This window comes from Rahnella selenatireducens (genome assembly GCF_046449555.1).
Lineage (GTDB): Bacteria > Pseudomonadota > Gammaproteobacteria > Enterobacterales > Enterobacteriaceae > Rahnella > Rahnella selenatireducens.
In genome coordinates this window covers 19,569-38,628 of the sequence record NZ_JBKEZJ010000023.1, presented here as the reverse complement: position 1 = coordinate 38,628, position 19,060 = coordinate 19,569, and the positions used below count along the sequence as shown (strand labels likewise).

17 protein-coding genes and 1 pseudogene are annotated in these 19,060 nt (G+C 49.5%); 11 read left to right on the top strand and 7 right to left on the bottom strand.

Going from position 1 to position 19,060, the window contains the following annotated elements; translation table 11 throughout:
• The 11 genes and pseudogenes from ACLBVC_RS23075 to ACLBVC_RS23025 form a co-directional block, all read left to right on the top strand.
• On the top strand, positions 1-489 hold a 489-nt coding region (locus ACLBVC_RS23075; protein WP_410151571.1), incomplete at its 5' end, for a bacteriophage T4 gp5 trimerisation domain-containing protein.
• Between the two features lie 16 nt (positions 490-505).
• A complete protein-coding gene (locus tag ACLBVC_RS23070) occupies positions 506-1,438 on the top strand; it encodes a DUF2169 family type VI secretion system accessory protein (RefSeq protein ID WP_410151570.1) in 933 nt (310 codons plus the stop codon).
• On the top strand, positions 1,431-2,579 hold the full coding sequence (locus ACLBVC_RS23065; RefSeq protein WP_410151569.1) for a PAAR-like domain-containing protein: 1,149 nt from the start codon (positions 1,431-1,433) through the stop codon (positions 2,577-2,579). Before ACLBVC_RS23070 ends, ACLBVC_RS23065 begins: the two co-directional genes overlap by 8 nt.
• Positions 2,576-3,040: a DUF4279 domain-containing protein gene (locus ACLBVC_RS23060; RefSeq protein WP_410151568.1), complete on the top strand. Its 465-nt coding sequence runs from the start codon at positions 2,576-2,578 to the stop codon at positions 3,038-3,040. The genes ACLBVC_RS23065 and ACLBVC_RS23060 overlap by 4 nt, the downstream gene beginning before the upstream one ends.
• Positions 3,041-3,240: 200 nt before the next feature.
• Positions 3,241-4,182, top strand: a complete 942-nt coding sequence (locus ACLBVC_RS23055; protein WP_410151567.1) for a hypothetical protein — start codon at positions 3,241-3,243, stop codon at positions 4,180-4,182.
• Entirely contained in the window at positions 4,163-4,444 is a 282-nt protein-coding gene (locus ACLBVC_RS23050; RefSeq protein WP_410151566.1) for a PAAR-like domain-containing protein, read from the top strand. Before ACLBVC_RS23055 ends, ACLBVC_RS23050 begins: the two co-directional genes overlap by 20 nt.
• Positions 4,389-5,963: a T6SS effector phospholipase Tle3 domain-containing protein gene (locus tag ACLBVC_RS23045; RefSeq protein ID WP_410151573.1), complete on the top strand. Its 1,575-nt coding sequence runs from the start codon at positions 4,389-4,391 to the stop codon at positions 5,961-5,963. The genes ACLBVC_RS23050 and ACLBVC_RS23045 overlap by 56 nt, the downstream gene beginning before the upstream one ends.
• A 178-nt stretch (positions 5,964-6,141) precedes the next feature.
• On the top strand, positions 6,142-6,681 hold the full coding sequence (locus ACLBVC_RS23040) for an effector protein Tle3 domain-containing protein (protein WP_410151565.1): 540 nt from the start codon (positions 6,142-6,144) through the stop codon (positions 6,679-6,681).
• A gap of 46 nt (positions 6,682-6,727) precedes the next feature.
• Positions 6,728-7,396, top strand: a complete 669-nt coding sequence (locus ACLBVC_RS23035; RefSeq protein WP_410151564.1) for a T6SS immunity protein Tli3 family protein — start codon at positions 6,728-6,730, stop codon at positions 7,394-7,396.
• Positions 7,397-7,598: 202 nt separating this feature from the next.
• A pseudogene (locus tag ACLBVC_RS23030) lies at positions 7,599-7,697 on the top strand (transposase); the annotation flags it as partial.
• Positions 7,698-8,279: 582 nt separating this feature from the next.
• On the top strand, positions 8,280-8,594 hold the full coding sequence (locus ACLBVC_RS23025) for a hypothetical protein (RefSeq protein WP_410151563.1): 315 nt from the start codon (positions 8,280-8,282) through the stop codon (positions 8,592-8,594).
• Between the two features lie 794 nt (positions 8,595-9,388).
• Here ACLBVC_RS23025 and ACLBVC_RS23020 read toward each other — a convergent pair.
• From ACLBVC_RS23020 to pepA, 7 genes are all read right to left on the bottom strand, one after another.
• A complete protein-coding gene (locus tag ACLBVC_RS23020) occupies positions 9,389-10,822 on the bottom strand; it encodes a 6-phospho-beta-glucosidase (protein ID WP_410151562.1) in 1,434 nt (477 codons plus the stop codon).
• Between the two features lie 72 nt (positions 10,823-10,894).
• Entirely contained in the window at positions 10,895-12,412 is a 1,518-nt protein-coding gene (locus ACLBVC_RS23015) for a PTS transporter subunit EIIC (protein ID WP_410151561.1), read from the bottom strand.
• Positions 12,413-12,559: 147 nt separating this feature from the next.
• On the bottom strand, positions 12,560-13,300 hold the full coding sequence (locus ACLBVC_RS23010; protein ID WP_410151560.1) for a MurR/RpiR family transcriptional regulator: 741 nt from the start codon (positions 13,298-13,300) through the stop codon (positions 12,560-12,562).
• 63 nt (positions 13,301-13,363) lie between these two features.
• Positions 13,364-13,867: a GNAT family N-acetyltransferase gene (locus tag ACLBVC_RS23005; RefSeq protein ID WP_410151559.1), complete on the bottom strand. Its 504-nt coding sequence runs from the start codon at positions 13,865-13,867 to the stop codon at positions 13,364-13,366.
• A gap of 161 nt (positions 13,868-14,028) precedes the next feature.
• Positions 14,029-16,884: a valine--tRNA ligase gene (locus ACLBVC_RS23000; protein WP_410151558.1), complete on the bottom strand. Its 2,856-nt coding sequence runs from the start codon at positions 16,882-16,884 to the stop codon at positions 14,029-14,031.
• Positions 16,877-17,362 (bottom strand): DNA polymerase III subunit chi, encoded by a 486-nt coding sequence (locus ACLBVC_RS22995; protein ID WP_410151557.1) that lies wholly within the window; start codon positions 17,360-17,362, stop codon positions 16,877-16,879. Before ACLBVC_RS22995 ends, ACLBVC_RS23000 begins: the two co-directional genes overlap by 8 nt.
• A 119-nt stretch (positions 17,363-17,481) precedes the next feature.
• The gene (gene pepA, locus ACLBVC_RS22990; RefSeq protein WP_101075029.1) at positions 17,482-18,993 is read right to left on the bottom strand and encodes a leucyl aminopeptidase; all 1,512 of its coding nucleotides are present in this window, start codon (positions 18,991-18,993) and stop codon (positions 17,482-17,484) included.
• Between the last annotated feature and the right edge of the window lie 67 nt (positions 18,994-19,060).

The window sequence follows — 19,060 nt, the reverse complement described above, 5'->3', positions numbered from 1 at the left end:
AACCGGATGACGGACGTGGCGGTTGACCATACGGAAACGGTGGGTAACGACCAGAAAGCCACGGTCGGGAAAGGGCAGACGGTGACCGTGGGTAAAGAGAAAGCGGGCGGGCACGACCAAAAAACCACAGTGGCGAATGACCGTGAAGTTAAGGTCGGCAATGACCAAAAACTTGACGTTGCTCATGACCACCGCACGACCGTGGGGAATGACCAGCACCTTGATGTGACAAATGACCGCCATGCCAAAGTCGGTAACGACCAAAGCAGCGAGGTAACAGGAGGCGACACTCAAAAAGTCACAAAATCTCAGAACATCAAAGTAGGTGAAAGCTACACGCTGACGGTCACGGAAAGTTTGACGATTCAGGTCGGGGAATGCCTGCTGAAAATGAATAAAGACGGGACGATCACGTTGAATGGCGCGAGTGTTCAGATCTCAGGAAAAAAGAAAATCAATATTTTTGGCGCTGATATTGATATGGATTGATTCAGGGAAGTGATGAATGAATATTACGAATAATACTGAATTTCCGCATATCCAGTTTGAAAAGGTCGGTTATTTCGGTGAGCTTTTTAGCGTAATCGTTGTAAGCCAGACATTCGACCTTTCATCTGATCGGGAAGTCTGTCAGATAGCGGGTATCCAACGTATGCCGGTTTTGGCCGATACCTGGTTTGGTGAACCGGAGATGAGCAGCCTGAAAACGGCGACAGATCTTGTTTGTAAAAAGAAGCGGTCAGAAATTCTTTTAACGGGGAATGCGTGGAATGCAACAGGAAGCGCTCGTGAATGGCAGGCTGAATTTCAGGTGGGGGATTTTCGCCGAACTCTCTCTGTCTGCGGTTTACGCGAATGGCAATATAAAAATCATGAATGGAAACTGGGCCAACCCGGACTGACTGATCGGGTTCCGCTGCACTTTGAACTGGCCTCTTTTAACGAATTTAACCCCGTTGGAAGACACCTGCCAGAGGATGCTGATGATCAGCATATATTCCCGGCACCGCAATTATCGTTTTCCCCGGGAGCGGTTTGCCGCAGCTGGCCGTCGAGAATTCGTTATGCCAACGGGTTTAATTCAGAGTGGCAAAAACACACTCGCCCGTATTACCCGGATGAGTTCGATTTTACTTTCCTGAGCTGTGCGCCACCTGAACAACAATATGTCGGCTTTCTTAAAGGTAACGAGAAAGTTGTTTTCAACGGTCTTCTGCCGACAAAAGCAAAATTTACAGGCTTCCTGCCCGGGATACGTCTGTTGGCGGAGTTGTACAAGGATGATCAGGCACCAGAACAACGGTTGTTGCTGGCGGATACGCTCACCTGTTATACCGATGAAGAACAAATCACACTGATATGGCGGCTGACTTTGCCGTCGAACGCTCTCCCAGACAGCCTGATATTGCTGAGTCACCGGGAGTCTGCTCATGGCTGAAAAACACATCGGAAGCCAGGAATCACAGTATAGGGTGATCAGTATTGCGCCCGATGTCTGCATGGTCGGGATTACTGCTGTTCCGTTTGACAGTTTTCAGGACCTTTCTCACCAGAAAAGTTACGTCACGAATGTCAGGGCGCGTGGCAAGCCCATCCTAACCGTGGGCTGTGAGATCGCCGGAACACAGAGTAATGCGGGAAAAGGGATCAGTTCGGGTACCAGTCTTGGCAGTGGCGACTGCACAATAATGACGGGCGTGCCGCATATTAAATGCAAAGGAAAACCTGTCGCCCGCCAAGATTCGCTGGTGGCCATGAACAATGGCAACACAGTCGGCAAGCTTTATACGCAGGTTAACCCTGCCAATGGTGAAATACCGGTAACGGGCACCCTTTCCTTATGGGACATGATGGGCGAGGCGCAAGTGCAGCAGGCAGAAGCGGAGATGGAAGCTGCCAGGCAGATGCCGGATGTTTTGGAGGGAATGGGAAAAGGATTTATTAACGGCTGGTATATGCTCGGGCATATGTTGGGAAAGGCCGGAATGTTGAATGGCACGATAGAAGCCGAACAACAAATGGCCATGATGAATACGATGGGCATGAATACCAGCAGCATGGAAGCTGCCAGCGAACTAAACAAAGCCGTGTTGGAAGAGACAGATACCAGCGAACGACTGATGGAAATGGAGAACGAAGCCCAGGAAGTGGGAGCGAATATCGAAGCTGGTTTGGAGTTGCTGTTTTTAGTCAAAGGGTTAACTCAGGGGGCTGCAAAGCTTATTGGACGGGGTGGGAGGAGTGGGTTTAAGGTTGTTGATGGAAGAAATATATTTATCGATGGTAAATGGTTCGATCCTAACGGATTACCTTTACCAGTCCCACCCAGTCTTAGTGCTGCAGGCAGAGTACCTATAGTATTGCAAACAGGGGGGCATACTTTAAGTAAAAATACAGCTAAAATATTGAACGAACAATTTGGAACTAACTTAACCAGCCGGGAATGGGGGCGGGCGCTTGAATCGTTGAAAAAGGATAATGGGCTAAGGAATGATTTTCATGGCCGAATTCTGGATAATGGTAGCTACATTGATGATGCCGGAAGTAATATTGGAAATATAGAGGATTATTTACCGTGAAAATAGAAGATTCTAGGCTTAACCCAATTTCACCTAACAATGAAAATTGTTATGAATGTTATGCTCAGTTGTTAATTTATCCTGCGCACACTCACCCTAATGAAGTAAGTGAATTCCTTAAGCTTGAAGCAACAAAGATAAATATTGTTGGAGATATTATAACTAATTCTTTGGGGAAAACTAGAGAGATTAAGTTGTCTGGCTGGTTTTTGTCTTCAGAGTTACACGTAACGTCTAAAGACTTAAGGGACCATTTGAATTGGTTTATTGAAAAATTGAATCCAGTTGAAACTGAATTAAGGAAATTGCAAAGCATTGATAATGTAACAATGACATTATGTTGTGTATGGCGTTCAAAATATGGACATGGTGGTCCAGTGCTTTGGCCTGAGCAGATGAAGAGTATTTCCGATCTTAATTTGGAGTGTTCTTTCGATGTGTATTTTAATTCCGAGGAGTGAAAATCACACTGTATAAATGCATAGAGCATGAGGTCGCATGGTCGCTTGATTAAAATACTAACAGGATGTTAGTAGGGTTTATTGCTGCCGGTTGTTCCTTTCCCTTGGGAGCAACATTAGCGCTGGCTGACATCGCTGTCAGAACGCAATTCTCACTTTTGCGGAAGCATCCCACTGCTGCTGATCGTTGCGGTTTACCGGTGAAAGCCATCTTTTTTCCGCAGCGTGAATTAGCGTTTGATATCACCCGCTGGATGGTGATTGCAGATAATGCAGTGCAGGATGCCTTGTTATCAGCCGGAAAATATGCGGCTCTGCCATCACGCCTCTGGTTGATACTACCCCCCGCTGACAGACCCGGAGTTCCCGCTACGCTGGCACCGGCGCTTACCGCGTCAATATCAACGCGCCTCCCAGAATGCCAACAGATCAATGTGTTGCGGGGCGGCCATGCCGAAGCCGGGAATGCACTGCTTCAGATCCGTCAACAGCAACTGGATGATCGCGCACTTACCATCGATATCGTCGTCGCTGTTGATAGTTGGTTACCGCCTGAAACATTGATATGGCTTGAAGAGCAACGCCTGCTGCATAACAGCCATGCTGTGTATAAAGGTGAGGCTCGCACTAATCCTTATGGCCGAGTTCCGGGCGAGGGGGCGGCAGCGATGATGTTAGCGCCGACAAAATCCCTGTCTTGCTGGTGTGCTTTGCCGGGTATTGCCTCAGGGGAGGAAAGTATTTTACGTGACGATGATCGGCCTTGTCTCGGAGCTGGGCTTAGTCGTGCTGCCCATGAAGCTATTAAGCAAGCCAATATAAATTCGGTTTCGCCTGTATTTACCGATGTAAACGGTGAGGTTTATCGCTTTGATGAATACGGTTTTACGCTGTCACGTTTAGGTGGCGTTCTGAGGGACGACTTTCAGCGTGTTGTACCGGTACTTGCCAGTGGCGATCTGGGTTGTGCCAGTCTGGTAACGCATCTGGCATTGGCCGCGTGGCGGCTGACATCCAAAACAGAGATCAGCGATGAAGCAGGTACTTTAGTGCTGTCCAGCTCAGATAACCATAAGCGCTGCGCGGTGGTGCTTAAACCAATGATCCAGGGAGTGGAAAAACATGATAACCATCAATATTAATGGGTTAACGTTGTGCCATAAAGGCAGTGGCGGGGTGACTCACAACACACTCCCCGATGTGTGTAAGACCCCTCCGGAGGCGGTGCCGGTACCCTATGAGAACGAAGCATATTCAGCTGATTTAACCAACGGCACCAGCAGCGTATTTGCCGACGGCGGTAACTCGATCGCCAATTTCGGCTCGAAGTTCGCACGCAGCGTGTTTGATGAGTCTGGCTCCATGGGGGGGGGGCAAATCTGGCACCCACAGAGCGGAAGCTGACTGGATAAGTCATTCTTTTGACGTGTTTTTTGAAGGCAAACCCGCATGCCGGTTAACGGACAAGATGTTTATGAATCATCGTAATACGGTGAATATGGCGGGGTTGGTTCAGGATTCGCTTCCTGAAATGGTGATAGGTAACGCCGCAGCCAAAGAGCGCGAGAAGCGTTCGGTGAATCAGGACGATGAAGACAAACTTCCCCCGATGCCCTGCATTGTTATTCTGGTTCACGGCGTGAATGATGTAGGTGAAGCCTATCAGAACCAGGAAACAGGTCTTGTTAAGGGACTGAAAGAGCGTCTTGGGCGTACAGATTTGTGCGCGCACGAGTGGGCAAATTACCTCGCCATCCCCAATATGGATGCGCACAAGACCAGTAACGTGCCCGGTCGTTCACCTATCATTCCCTTTTACTGGGGCTATAAACCCGTCACGCACGATGACTATGTGGCGGATCAGCAACATTACCGTGATGAGGTTCGTAAGTTAGGTGATGATGCCAAACTAACGTACGACGCCTATCAGGAAAATGACCCGAACAAAATGGCGGCGCAGGGAAATGATGGTCACAACAGTGTGAAGTTTCAGAATGACAGTTTCAAGAATGCGCTTGACCCACACTATGCCAAAAATGGGGGTACCTTTGCCAATGCAACTACCAACATACCGGACATGCTGGGGCCGGGCTCAAATGGTCTGGTTGTGGCCTCCATAGGGTTTGGCACCCTGTACGCAAATGGCGGAGATTACACCCATCCCATCTATCCTAACCCGCACCGTATCTATCAGTTTTTTGCCGCACAGCGGCTGGCCGATTTAATACTTCAGATCCGAAACGAACCGACAACAGCAAAGGATGTAATTAATATTGTCGCCCACAGCCAGGGCACGATTATTACCATGCTGGCGAACATGTTGGTGAGGCAGGCGGGTCAAAAACCGGTTAACTGTACGATCCTCAACCACTCCCCGTATTCGCTGGAAAGTCGTTTTAGTAAAAATCTGCAGGAAGGGCGCCATCAGACTACTGACGCGCGGCAGAAGACGTTTAAAAACTTCTGCAAACTTATGGCGACCCAGTACAAAGGCGGCACGCATGCTGAGGGGGAAATTAATGCCTTCGAGGATTTATCTGTGCTTGGCGCGGCGGACAAGAACCACTGGCACAGTGATCCGCGTTTTCGGCGTAACAACAACGGCAAAGTTTATAATTATTTCTGTCCGGATGATGGCACCGTTTCGCTTCAGAATATCAAAGGTTTTGGCTGGCGTGGCGTAGAGAAAGAGATTACCCGGGATATCCCTAACCTGTATCAGCGCGTATTTTATCAGCACGGCGTGGTGGGAAATAAACCCGAGGGCAAACCGTTTTCAATGCCCGCAAAACAGAAAGGAGATTTCAAAACCACGCTCGTGAAGAACAGCAGCTACGACTATGAAGATGTGCTGATCAACGGCGAAGAACTGCCGAAGCCATTCACTTTCAAACTTATGGGGCAGGGTAATCAATACCAGTGATACCCCTTATGAAGCTGATATCGCCCCAGACAGTCCCGATCAGAGCATTTCGTATTCGGCGAAAGCCGGTGTTATCAGCCGGACAAGCAAAGCCAACTATCCGCTTGGACATTATGAGTACCAAGACCTTGCACCAGGTTCGGTACTGAATGATGAGCAACTGGCTGCCGAGAGTCTTGTGCGGAAAAAAGAAATTATTTATGGCGTGATAACCGGTAGCCGTGAATACAAAGGTATACAACTGACGTGGCTAAAAACGCGTGAAGAACTGGAAAAGGAATGGATGGCAACCGATCCGGTAGCCTACAGCCAGCACTCCTCCATTGTGATGAGTGAATTCGCTCCGGCGCAGGCCATGGCGTTTGATCTGGCAATCGGTCAGTGCAAGGCGTTTGATCATCAGGACGGACAATTCTGGGAAGATTTACTGCACCGGGCTGACTGGCGTGATCCGCAGAACGGAGATGATTTTACTAAGCAGTATTATCGGGCTGGTAGACTCAACCCATCGACTATAAAAGACTTCATGAACAAGCCTGATAATATATTGCCAACCGGAGAATTTGGTGTGGTAAATGATTATGGTCCACGAGAAGTGCAAAATATACGTACACGCAGAGAAATTGCGCTGGGCATTCCCCATGCTGGGAATGCAGATATGGTACCAATTCCACAATGGGATATGCCAGCCCTCCTTAATGATAACGAACTGAAATAACAGGGAAAGAACAATTAAGGGATCGAATGTAATAACCGGCCCGTTAATGATGCTAGTGGTATGCGCAGTTCAAGCTGAAGAATCGCCTATTCAGATTGTGTACCGTTTTGACGATCACCGCTACCTGGAGTTGAAAGGCTGGAATTGTGAGGGTGAGCTTTGGTACACCGACACGCAGCGGAAAATACACTCACAGCCGGGTCTACAGTTTTATCAGTTATTTACACGCAAATTTGAGCATCCCTCCGAGCAATACATAGCGATTCCGTGGTGGGGGGCTGGAGGATTCACCGTATCTAAAAACTACGGGAAGACCTGGCAGGTAGCCCCCATGTCTCCAGGTCCCAATGAACCTAACGGGGATAATGTTCCTCAATACGATGATGTTCTGTCCTTCACCGTGGTCAATGATCAGGGCTTTTTACAGACAAAACACAGCCTGTATACGTCCTCAAAACCTTTTGAAGATCCCCGTATTCTGCCCGGCGGTCCGGGAATCCCGTATACGCTGGAAGATGGAACAGTTCAGGCTGTTGAGCCCAGTGCACCTGGTTGGGACTGGGGGATGGTCTACATGACCAAACAAGGGCTTGGACACAGTACATCTCAATATAAAACCAACTGGCAGGACTTACCCGACAAAGTCCCCGAAGTAAAAAACTACACCGGCTGGGACCACATGCGCTGCGATATGGATGCAGGCAAATCGGGTTAGAATTGTAAGATTCGGTGTGGTGATAAGAGCCACGTTTTTGGCAGGGCGATGAGAGAAAGCGCAGGGTTCGCGGCATCGTCACGTTTTGCGAGCAGTGAGACACCGGCAAACACTACACGTTGTACCGTATGTGACCTGCTCTCCGTTGATTAGCACACCCCGATGTTAGTAATGTCTTCATAAGCCACATGAGGACATCCCCATAAAGAAACGTTTTTCCGACCAACAGATCATCAGTATTCTCCGCGAGGCTGAAGCCGGGGTATCCGCACGTGAACTCTGCCGCAAGCACGCCATGAGCGTTGTATCTAATCCTGGGGGCAGGTCACAAGGCCAATGACCAGAAGTGAAGTGGCCGACAAAAAATGGCCATGATCAGTTCAACGACGTGACGGGGGCTGGTTATCAGAAAGTGGTGAAATATTAGCTTAACAAGAGACCAAGTTTTATTAGAGGGTAAAGTAGCTCCTCAGCGACAATGGGGAGAAGATAAAGTAGGTAGCGGATGGCAGGTGGTTACTGCGGGTGGAGAATATTCAGGGGCAACGAAAAAATTATGAATATAAAAGAGTGCGGTGAGAAAATATGTTATTTACTTATTCAATCGTCTTATGAATCTGAAGCTGCTGAGATTCATTCTCTTGTCAATAAAATATTGATATCAGGAAAAGATGATAATGATAGATCAATTGCAATTAAGAACTTGATTTCACGCTGTCATCCTAAATGGTTAGGGGACTACTACATTCATGGAATGTCTTACGTGGAGTGGACGAATTTAATTTCGTTGTTCAAAGTCAAGTTAAATTCGGCTTGATTGGAGATGCGCCTTCACAAGATATTTTATGATGTCAGTATCTGACGATTTTTCTGGGGTAAATTGATGATTTTAAATAATAGCTATAACTTAGTTAATAAAATAACTGCAATAAATAAAGCATTTAGTTGCAAAGAATATGATTTTTATGAGGACATTGGGTTTGTTAAGGATTTGTTTACATCCCCGTATAATAATAGAGTTGTGGCTGAGCTGAATGTTATAAAGGACTTGTGGTTGGTTCTATTTAGAGATTTCTGTCATGACACATCCTATGATAACAAATTTGATGCTATCTTTTCTATGAGTGATATTTCTCTGTATGCAAACCAGAATAAAATTGATATTGATAGAGATGTTTTAAAAAAAATGGCGGATTGAATGTAATCAAAATGATACCACATCAGAGATGTTGGAAATAATTGATGATATTTTAGCTGTGTAGTTTTTGGTCGTTAATTAATGTGCGTTATAAAGCATGAATAGTTTTTATATTTATTAATAAGGGGTGTTAAAAAATCATTTCGCTAAAATTGAAGGAAATACATGATGATCTGGTTAATAAATTGAGTTTTTCTGATGCTATCATAGAACAATTTGAATGGGAAAATAAAAAACATGTCTAATAATTCCGCAAGATGTACTATTAGATGAGGGTGATGGCGTTATAAAGCATTGTAATTGCGATCTATATATATTATTTGAAAATAGTTCGAGTGCTAAATATTATGATGATTTAACTAGAAAATGGTTAGCGTATGATGGTGGTGAAAATTTAAAATAAATATGCGAGTTTTTTGATAATGATTTAATTATTCGAAGGTTCGGTCGAGGCTCCGGAATGTGGCTGGAACTCAGGTTCGTAACGCCTGAAGAAATTTATGCAAAATTTAATTGAATGATAATTACAGTAAAGGTAATTGAGCGATTGAAAAATGTTGTGATTTTTTAACTGATGGAATTGAAAGTTAGTGATGTAAAAAATCATATTGTTCCGGAAGTGGCATTCAAATCATGGGTTTAGTACTCGGTTCTTAGGGCAGAAATTAATGCTATTTCTGAGCTACTATTAGAGTTATTTTTTAATATGTATAACAACTAATGCGATTGTTTATGCACCAATACATAGTCTCCGAGACTGTAAAAATGCCGACCCCAAGAGCCGGCCACAATTTTTAAAGCACTTCCCCGTTACTGCCAATCACTTTCTGATACCAGCCGAAGCTCTCTTTTTTAGAGCGCGCCATCGTACCGGTGCCGTCGTCATTTTTATCCACGTGGATAAAGCCGTAGCGTTTGCTGTACTGACCGGTGGTGAAGGACACGCAATCGATGCAGCCCCACGGCGTATAGCCCATCAGCTCCACGCCGTCTTCCAGCACAGCTTTCTTCATCTGCTCGATATGCGCTTTCAGATACGCGATACGGTAATCATCATGAATGACGCCGTCTTCGCCCGCTTTGTCGATGGCACCAAAACCGTTTTCGACAATAAACAGCGGTTTCTGATAACGCTCATAAAGAATGTTCAGGGTATAACGCAGACCAACCGGGTCAATCTGCCATCCCCAGTCGGAGGCTTTAACGTGCGGGTTCGGTACGCTGCCTGCGAAGCCGGACAAACCGTTGTCATCGCTCGGGTGATGTGCCGAAATCGCGTTACTCATGTAATAGCTCAGGCCGATGAAATCCGCACAACCCTCGCGCAATGCCTGCAAATCGCCATCTTCCATTTTGATGTTGAAACCGCGGCGTTCCCATTCTTTCAGCGCATATGCCGGGTAGTAACCGCGCATATGGACGTCGCTGAACAGGAAGCGTTCGTGCATCGCTTCAACTGAATACATGACGTCGTCAGGATGGCAGGAGAACGGATACAGTGGCACCATGGCGATCATGCAGCCAATCTGGAAATCCGGGTTGATCTGATGGCCGAGTTTGACCACTTTGGCGCTCGCCACAAACTGATGATGCAGCACCTGATACATAGTTTCTTCCGGGTTTTCGTGTTCGGTGAACACCACGCCCGAACAGCAATAACCGAACAGCGGATACTTCCAGTTACGCTGGTTATTGATCTCGTTGAAGGTCATCCAGTATTTCACTTTGCCTTTGTAGCGCTCCATCACCACCTGGCTGAAGCGTACAAAGAAATCCACCACCTGACGGTTTTTCCAGCCACCATATTCTTTCACCAGATGCCACGGCATTTCGAAGTGAGAGAGTGTGATCACCGGCTCGATATTGTGTTTGAGCAGTTCATCAAACATATCGTCGTAGAATTGCAGACCGGCTTCGTTTGGCTGTAATTCGTCGCCGTTCGGGAAGATGCGTGTCCAGGCAATCGAGGTGCGGAAGCATTTGAAGCCCAGTTCGGCAAACAGCGCGATGTCTTCTTTGTAGTGTGAATAAAAATCGACGGCTTCGTGGTTTGGATAGCTGTAGCCCTCCAGCACGCCGTCGGTCATCACGCGATCGACGCCGTGTGCGCCGCCGGAAAGCACGTCACAAATGCTCACGCCTTTGCCGCCTTTATTCCAGCCGCCTTCAACCTGATGTGCCGCAACTGCGCCGCCCCATAAAAAATCTTTCGGTAACTGTTGACTCATTTTCGTTCTCCCTTGAGGCGGGCAATAGCCACCCGCGTGGTAAATGTAATGTCTGGTTTAATTCATTTCTGCCTATGCGGCGCGCTGACTTTCAGCCTGGATTTTTTTCGTGATCGCCACATCGGGCTCATCTTTGAAACCGACCAGCCAGGTAAACAGGGCGCCGAGAACAAAGGCGACGGTAATAGACAGCAGGAAACCGAGGAACTGCGGCATGTGGCCTTCTTTGAAGAACACCGGCAAGACCGCAATGCCCGGCAAGCAATAACTCCATGAAACCGCGTTGAAAGAACCGGCAATCGCACCGCCGATCCCCCCAGCGACGCAGCTGCACAGGAAAGGTTTTTTCAGACGCAGGGCCACACCGTAAATGGCGGGTTCGGTAATCCCGAACAGGCCGGTGACGCCAGCGGAAAGGGAAATCCCTTTCATTTCACGGTTGCGGGTTTTCAGGTAAACGCCAAACATGCTGCCGGTCATCGCGAATACGGCGGAGGCTTGCAGGCCGGTGAAGGTGTCGTAGCCCAGCGTTGCGTAGTTGCCAACGGTAACCGGCGTAATGCCCCAATGAACGCCGAGTGTGACCAGCGGTTGCCAGAAAGCACCGACAACGAAACCGGCAATGGTCGGGCTGAGGTGATAGAGATAGTTGTAAACGCCGCCAATCGCGCCGCCGATCAGGTTGCCGATCGGGCCGAACACCAGAAGCGTCATCGGCACCATAATGGCGATACAAAACATCGGGGTGAACAGGTTGCGGATGACGACTGGCAACACTTTATTGAAGAAGCGTTCGACGTAAGACATCGCCCAAACCATCAGGATGATCGGAATAACTGACGCGGTATAACTCAGGTATTTCACCGGTATACCGAGGAACTCGAGCGTTGGCGAAGCCAGAGGAATGCCGACAATGTTAGTCAGGATACTGGCGATTTCCGGATTGTTCACGGCTTCACGCATCAGTTGCTGCATGGCCGGGTCGGCGGAGTTAATCGAGGTGATTTTGAACGCGGTCAGCATGTTCATGTAATCGGGGCTGATGAGCGCGCAGGCCGTAATGACGGCGGTAAACGGATGGACGCTGAATTTTTTTGCCGCCGTAAACGCGATCATGACCGGGAGGAAGGTAAACGCCGTCCAGGAAACGAAATTGAGAATACGGTAGGTGCCGCTGCCTGAGTCCATAATCCCGACGGCTGCGAGGAAAGAAATGATCCCCTGTAAAATACCGCAGGCGGCGAGCTGATAAAGGAATGGTGTGAAGATACTGGAAATGACATCCATTACGCGGCTGACGATGCCGACGTTCGGCGCCGAGACCGGCGCGTTTTCATCGACGTGGATCAGTTTCAGAACCTGTTTATAAGCGTCGCTGACGTGGTTACCAATTACCACCTGCATCTGACCACCGGCTTCGATTACGGTGATAACGCCTTTAACGCGTTTTAATTCTTCTTTATCAACAGAATTATTATCTTTCAGAACAAAGCGCAAACGAGTAGCGCAATGCGTGATGCTGATCACATTATTTTCGCCGCCAATATATTTAACAATATCCTGAGCTGTCTGAGCGTAATCAATAGCCATTATTTATTATTCTCCTGCGGGTATACAGAGGTGAGCTTTTTTGTTTTTTTACTCGTTGGCAGGAGTGTAGCAAAAGAAAGGGTATTGTCACGATATAACAAAAAACAGGAAAGGTAATATGTCACATCTTTAAAACACCCTGTTATTTCATTGCGCTGCGTCACGTTTTATTAAAGGTAATTTCTTTCCAATCGTTTCGATAATATAAAGTACGGGGATCTGCGTTGTAATATTGTACTGACCTTCTAATACAATTTGCGGCATGTGGTAGGAGATATTGAGGTCTGCAATACGCGCCAGTGTTGAGTTCTCGCTGTTCGTCAGGCTGATGATCTGGCAGTTGTGCTGGCTGAATTGTGTGGCGAACCGTAATACTTCCTCTGTTTCTCCTGAGACAGAAAGAATAATAGCGATGGCATCTTTATACATGTCACTGTTAATCGGGAAATAAGGGTCATCAATAAAGGTACTGAATTTCCCGACGTTAGAGAAAAAACGCGCACTGTATTTCCCTAATGAGCCTGATGTTCCTACCCCGACAAATATAATTCGCTGCGCGTCGGAAATTCTTTTTGCTGCCTCATCTAATAACTCATCAAATTCGCTGTTATTAATACTTTTGAAATAGCTGATGATTTCACTGATACCAAAGGAGACCGGCGGCTTTTCTTCATGTTCCAAAAACAATTTAAAACGGATACGAAACTCAGAATATCCGTCGCAATCCATTTTCTTGCAAAAACGCAGAACCGTGGTGGTGGAGACCCCGGCGGCATCTGCCAGCTCACGGATAGTCATGTACATCACTTTATCGCCATTTTTGACGATGTAGTTATAGACCGTCAGTTCCAGTTCGTTTAACGCTGAAATGGCTTTATGTGTGAACATTCTTCTGCCTGTGTTTTCGTCATGACTATTGATAAATAGCTCTGATGAGGAGCTAAAGACCGGTCAGAGGTATTTTAACATTGTCACTTCACAATCGACATGCCCGGTGTTGCCCAGTGAGCCTTCAATGTGTTGAAAACCCAGACGTTCATACAGTGCGATCGCCTGCGTCAGGCTGGCGGTTGTTTCCAGATAGCAGCGCGCGAATCCGTTCTGGCGGGCATGTTCCATTGCCTGCAACGCCAGTCGTTTCGCCAGACCCTGGCCGCGCAGTGAAGACAGGAAATACATTTTTTGCAGTTCGCACAAATCATCTTCGCCGCCAGAAAGCGGTGCCACACCGCCGCCGCCGGCGACTTTACCGTCGACTTCCACCACCCAGTAAGCGCAACGTGGCTGACTGTAGCTTTCATACAGATGATCCAAATTCGGGTCAGCTACGGTATAGCCTTTATCGGCAGTCAGGCCAAATTCAGCCGATACATGACGGATCACGTGTGCGATAGCCGCGTTATCTTCAGGGCGAATCGGGCGCACCAGCACGCTGACAGGAAGGGAGGTCGTCATATTGCTCACTCAGTTTCAAAAAATAAGATAAATAAACAGACCGTTTTAATACCATTTAAGGGCAGGTGGGTGCAACGTTACCGGCTGTTATCGCAGAATAATAAAGGCCGCTTTCGCGGCCTTTGTCATCTCATAAATTTACCCGGATACCAGCAACAAAATTACAGAGCAGCAATTGTCGCTTTTTGTTCTGCAATCTTGATTTTGGCTTCACCGCAGGCTGCCAGACGTTCGCGCTCTTTTGCGACAACGGCTTCCGGCGCACGCGCCACAAAACCTTCGTTAGACAGCTTGCCTTCGATAGAGGCAATTTCGCCATCCAACTTCGCCATCTCTTTGTCCAGACGCGCAAGCTCGGCATCTTTGTCAATCAGACCGGCCATCGGGATCAGCAATTCAGCGCCTTCAACCAGTTTGGTGACAGATACTGGGCCTTTGTCGCCAGCAGGCAGAATGGTGATGGATTCCAGACGCGCCAGAGATTTAATGAAGCTCAGGTTTTGTTCCACACGACGTTGTGCATCGGCACTTGCGCCGCGCAGCAGCAGTTCCAGCGGTTTGGCCGGAGACAGGTTCATCTCGGCACGCACGTTACGGATAGCGATGATCGCCTGCTTGATCCACTCGAGATCGGCCAGCGCCAGTTCGTCCACTTTCGCCGCGTCAAATTCCGGGAACGGCTGCAGCATGATGGTTTCCGCTGTGATGCCTTTCAGCGTTTTCACGCGCTGCCAGATGGTTTCGGTGATGAAAGGAATAATCGGATGCGCAAGACGCAGCAGACCTTCCAGCACTTCAACCAGCGTATGACGGGTGCCGCGCAGTTGTGCTTCGCTGCCGCCGTTCATCACAGGTTTAGTCAGCTCCAGATACCAGTCGCAGAACTGGTTCCAGGTGAACTCATAGAGAATACCGGCGGCCAGATCGAAGCGGTAGCTATCCATCGCTTCGCGGTACGCTTTCACCGTGCGGTTATATTCCGCGAGGATCCAGCGGTCAGCCAGAGACAGCTCAAGTTCGCCGCCGTTCAGGCCACAATCCTGGTCTTCTGTGTTCATCAGCACGAAGCGGCTGGCGTTCCACAGTTTGTTACAGAAGTTGCGGTAACCTTCGAGGCGTTTCATGTCCCAGTTAATGTCACGGCCGGTGGAAGCCAGTGCCGCCAGCGTGAAGCGCAGGGCGTCAGTGCCGTGTGGTTCAATGCCGTTCGGGAACTGTTTCTCTGTACGCTTGCGGATTTTCTCTGCCAGCTGCGGCTGCATCATGTTACCGGTACGTTTTTCCAGCAGGTCTTCCAGCGAGATACCGTCGATCATATCCAGCGGATCGATAACGTTACCTTTGGACTTGGACATTTTCTGCCCTTCGTCGTCGCGGATAAGACCGGTCATGTAAACGGTGTGGAACGGAACCTGTGGCTTACCGTCTTCATCTTTCACAAAGTGCATGGTCATCATGATCATGCGTGCAATCCAGAAGAAGATGATGTCGAAGCCACTTACCACGACGCTTGACGGGTGGAAGGCTTTGAGATCAGGCGTCTGTTCAGGCCAGCCCAGCGTGGAGAATGTCCACAGGCCGGAAGAGAACCAGGTATCGAGCACGTCTTCATCCTGAGTCAGAACAACGTCTGCGCCCAGATTGTTCTCGCTGCGTACTTCCGCTTCGTCGCGGCCAACAAATACGTTGCCTTCGGCGTCATACCACGCCGGAATGCGGTGTCCCCACCACAGCTGACGTGAAATACACCAGTCCTGAATGTCGCGCATCCAGCTGAAATACATGTTTTCGTACTGTTTCGGGACGAACTGGATATCGCCCTGCTCAACGGCTTCCACCGCGACTTTCGCCAGCGGTGCGGTACGGACGTACCACTGGTCGGTCAGCATGGGCTCAATAACCACGCCGCCACGGTCGCCATAAGGAACGGTCAGGTCGTGAGGTTTGATTTCTTCCAGCAGGCCGGCTTCTTCAAACGCAGCAACCACGGCTTTACGTGCGGCAAAGCGCTCGAGGCCACGGAATTGCTCAGGGATATCGTTGCAGCACGCATCGCTTTCTTCGCCGTTAGTGTCGAACACTTCAGCGGTCTGGCGGATGTCACCATCGAAAGTCAGGATGTTGATCATCGGCAGGCCGTGACGTTTCCCGACTTCGTAGTCGTTAAAGTCATGTGCAGGCGTGATCTTCACGCAGCCGGTGCCTTTTTGCATATCGGCGTGTTCATCGGCCACGATTGGGATACGGCGGCCAACCAGCGGCAGAATGATGTCTTTGCCGATCAGATCTCTGTAACGCGGGTCTTCCGGGTTCACGGCCACGCCGGTATCACCGAGGACGGTTTCCGGACGGGTGGTCGCGACAACCAGATAATCTTTGCCTTCAGCGGTTTTCGCGCCGTCAGCCAGCGGATAGCGCAGGTGCCACATGGAACCTTTGGATTCGCGGTTTTCAACTTCGAGGTCGGAAATCGCGGTACGCAGTTTTGGATCCCAGTTCACCAGGCGTTTGCCACGGTAAATCAGATCTTCTTTATACAGACGTACGAAGACTTCGCGCACGGCGTTGGACAGGCCTTCGTCCATGGTGAAGCGCTCACGCTCCCAGTCCACGGAATCGCCCAGACGGCGCATCTGACGGGTGATAGTGCCGCCGGATTCTGCTTTCCAGTCCCAGATTTTGTCGATAAACGCTTCACGGCCGTAGTCGTGACGGGTTTTGCCTTCTTCGGCTGCGATTTTACGCTCAACCACCATCTGCGTTGCGATACCCGCATGGTCGGTGCCCGCCTGCCACAGAGTATTTTTGCCCTGCATGCGCTGATAGCGGATCATGGCGTCCATGATGGTTTGCTGGAAAGCATGACCCATATGCAAGCTGCCGGTAACGTTCGGCGGCGGGATCATGATGGCAAAGCTTTCTTTACGGGTATCACCATGTGGCTTGAAATAGCCTTGTTGTTCCCAGTGCTCGTAAAGCGGCTGCTCGATGTCTTGCGGGTTATATGTCTTATCCATTTCGCTTCGTATTTTCGTCGGTCGATGTGGTGACTGAGGGCGGCGTGGCCGTCGTCAAAGAGAAGCCCACGCTGCGATAGGCTTTGTAGCGTTCGCGCGCAAGCTGTTTAAGGGAATCTTCGTAAGGAACGAAGTCTATCACTTCATGGAAAGCAGTAGCAAAATCTGCAAATTCAGGCAGGAGACTTATCAGCAGGTCGCGTGGCGCATTGCCGCGCTTACCCGGCCAGCAAAGCTCCACTGGTGCACCAAATCTCGGGCCTTCGCCCGCGAGATTGTGTGGCACAAAGTGGTTTGGATCGCGCTTCCACAGCGCTTCATCCAAACGCTCGGCCTGTTTTTGATCTTCACAGGCCAGCAGAACACGTTTGCCCATCCGGTAACGTTCAGCGGCGACCTGACAGGCTAGCGCTTCGTGTGAGCTGAGCTCGCCACTTGCATCCGGCGCATCGAGAAGAAAAAAGGTTGCCTGTTTCATGATGAGTTCACTGTGCTGCTGAGAAAAAACAGGGGCGCAACTGGGTGCGCCCGCCTGTGAAGGGTCTGAGGATGTTTCCAGATCCTGATTGGGGAATTATACCTTATTTAGCGAATGAATCATTCATCGCCATCAAGGCCAGCGCGGTTCAGCAGGAACTGCGCCAGAAGTGCGACCGGACGACCGGTTGCGCCTTTGTTTTTACCTGAACGCCATGCGGTACCGGCGATGTCCAGATGCGCCCAGCTGTATTTACGGGTGAAGCGCGACAGGAAGCAACCCGCGGTGATTGCACCACCCGGACGGCCACCGATGTTCGCCATATCAGCAAAATTGGAATCCAGCTGTTCCTGATATTCATCCGCCAGCGGCAGACGCCATGCGCGGTCACCGGCCTGTTCGGATGCGCCGATCAGTTCGTGTGCCAGCGGATTGTGGTTCGACAGCAGACCGGTGATGTGATGGCCAAGGGCAATCACGCAGGCGCCGGTCAGCGTGGCGACGTCAATCACCAGCTCAGGGTCAAAACGTTCAACGTAAGTCAGTGCATCGCACAGCACCAGACGGCCTTCGGCGTCGGTATTGAGCACTTCAACGGTTTGGCCTGACATGGTCGTCAGAATATCGCCCGGACGGAACGCTTGTCCGCCTGGCATGTTTTCACAGCCTGCGAGCACGCCAATCACGTTGAGCGGCAGATTCAGTTCAGCCACCACACGCATCGCGCCGTAAACCGCTGCGGCACCGCACATGTCGTACTTCATTTCATCCATATCAGCGGCTGGCTTAATGGAAATACCGCCTGAATCGAAGGTCAGACCTTTACCGACGAGCACGATAGGCTTAGCGTCCGGATTAGGATTGCCCTTATATTCCATAACCGACATCAATGATTCGTTCTTCGAACCCTGACCGACGGCCAGATACGCATTCATCCCCAGCTCTTTCATCTGCTGCTCACCGATAACACGTGTGGTGATATTGGTGCTGAATGCATCGGCCAGCTGGCGTGCCTGCGACGCCAGATACGCGGCGTTACAGATGTTCGGTGGCATATTGCCGAGATCTTTTGCGGCTTTGATACCGGCAGAAACCGCCAGACCATGGGAAATTGCGCGCTCACCGCTGGTCAGTTCACGGCGGGTCGGCACGTTGAAGACCATTTTACGCAGCGGGCGGCGAGGTTCTGTTTTATTGCTTTTCAGCTGATCGAAAGTGTAAAGCGATTCTTTGGAGGTCTCGACCGCCTGACGCACTTTCCAGTAAGTATTGCGCCCTTTAACGTGCAACTCGGTGAGGAAGCAAACGGCTTCCATAGAACCGGTGTCGTTCAGGGTGTTGATCGTTTTCTGGATCACCTGTTTGTACTGGCGCTCATCCAGCTCACGCTCTTTGCCGCAACCAATCAGCAAGATACGTTCGGAAAGGATATTCGGTACATGATGCAGCAACAGGGTCTGGCCCACTTTGCCTTCAAGTTCGCCACGGCGGAGCAGGGCGCTAATGTAGCCATCACTGATTTTATCGAGTTGTTCGGCAATCGGTGACAGGCGGCGAGGTTCGAAAACGCCGACTACAATACAGGCACTGCGTTGTTTTTCCGGGCTACCGCTTTTTACGCTGAACTCCATGCACTCTCCTGAATCTTAAAGACAAGGGCGGGAGGTACGGCTAGAATGAGTCGCCGGAGACACTCTC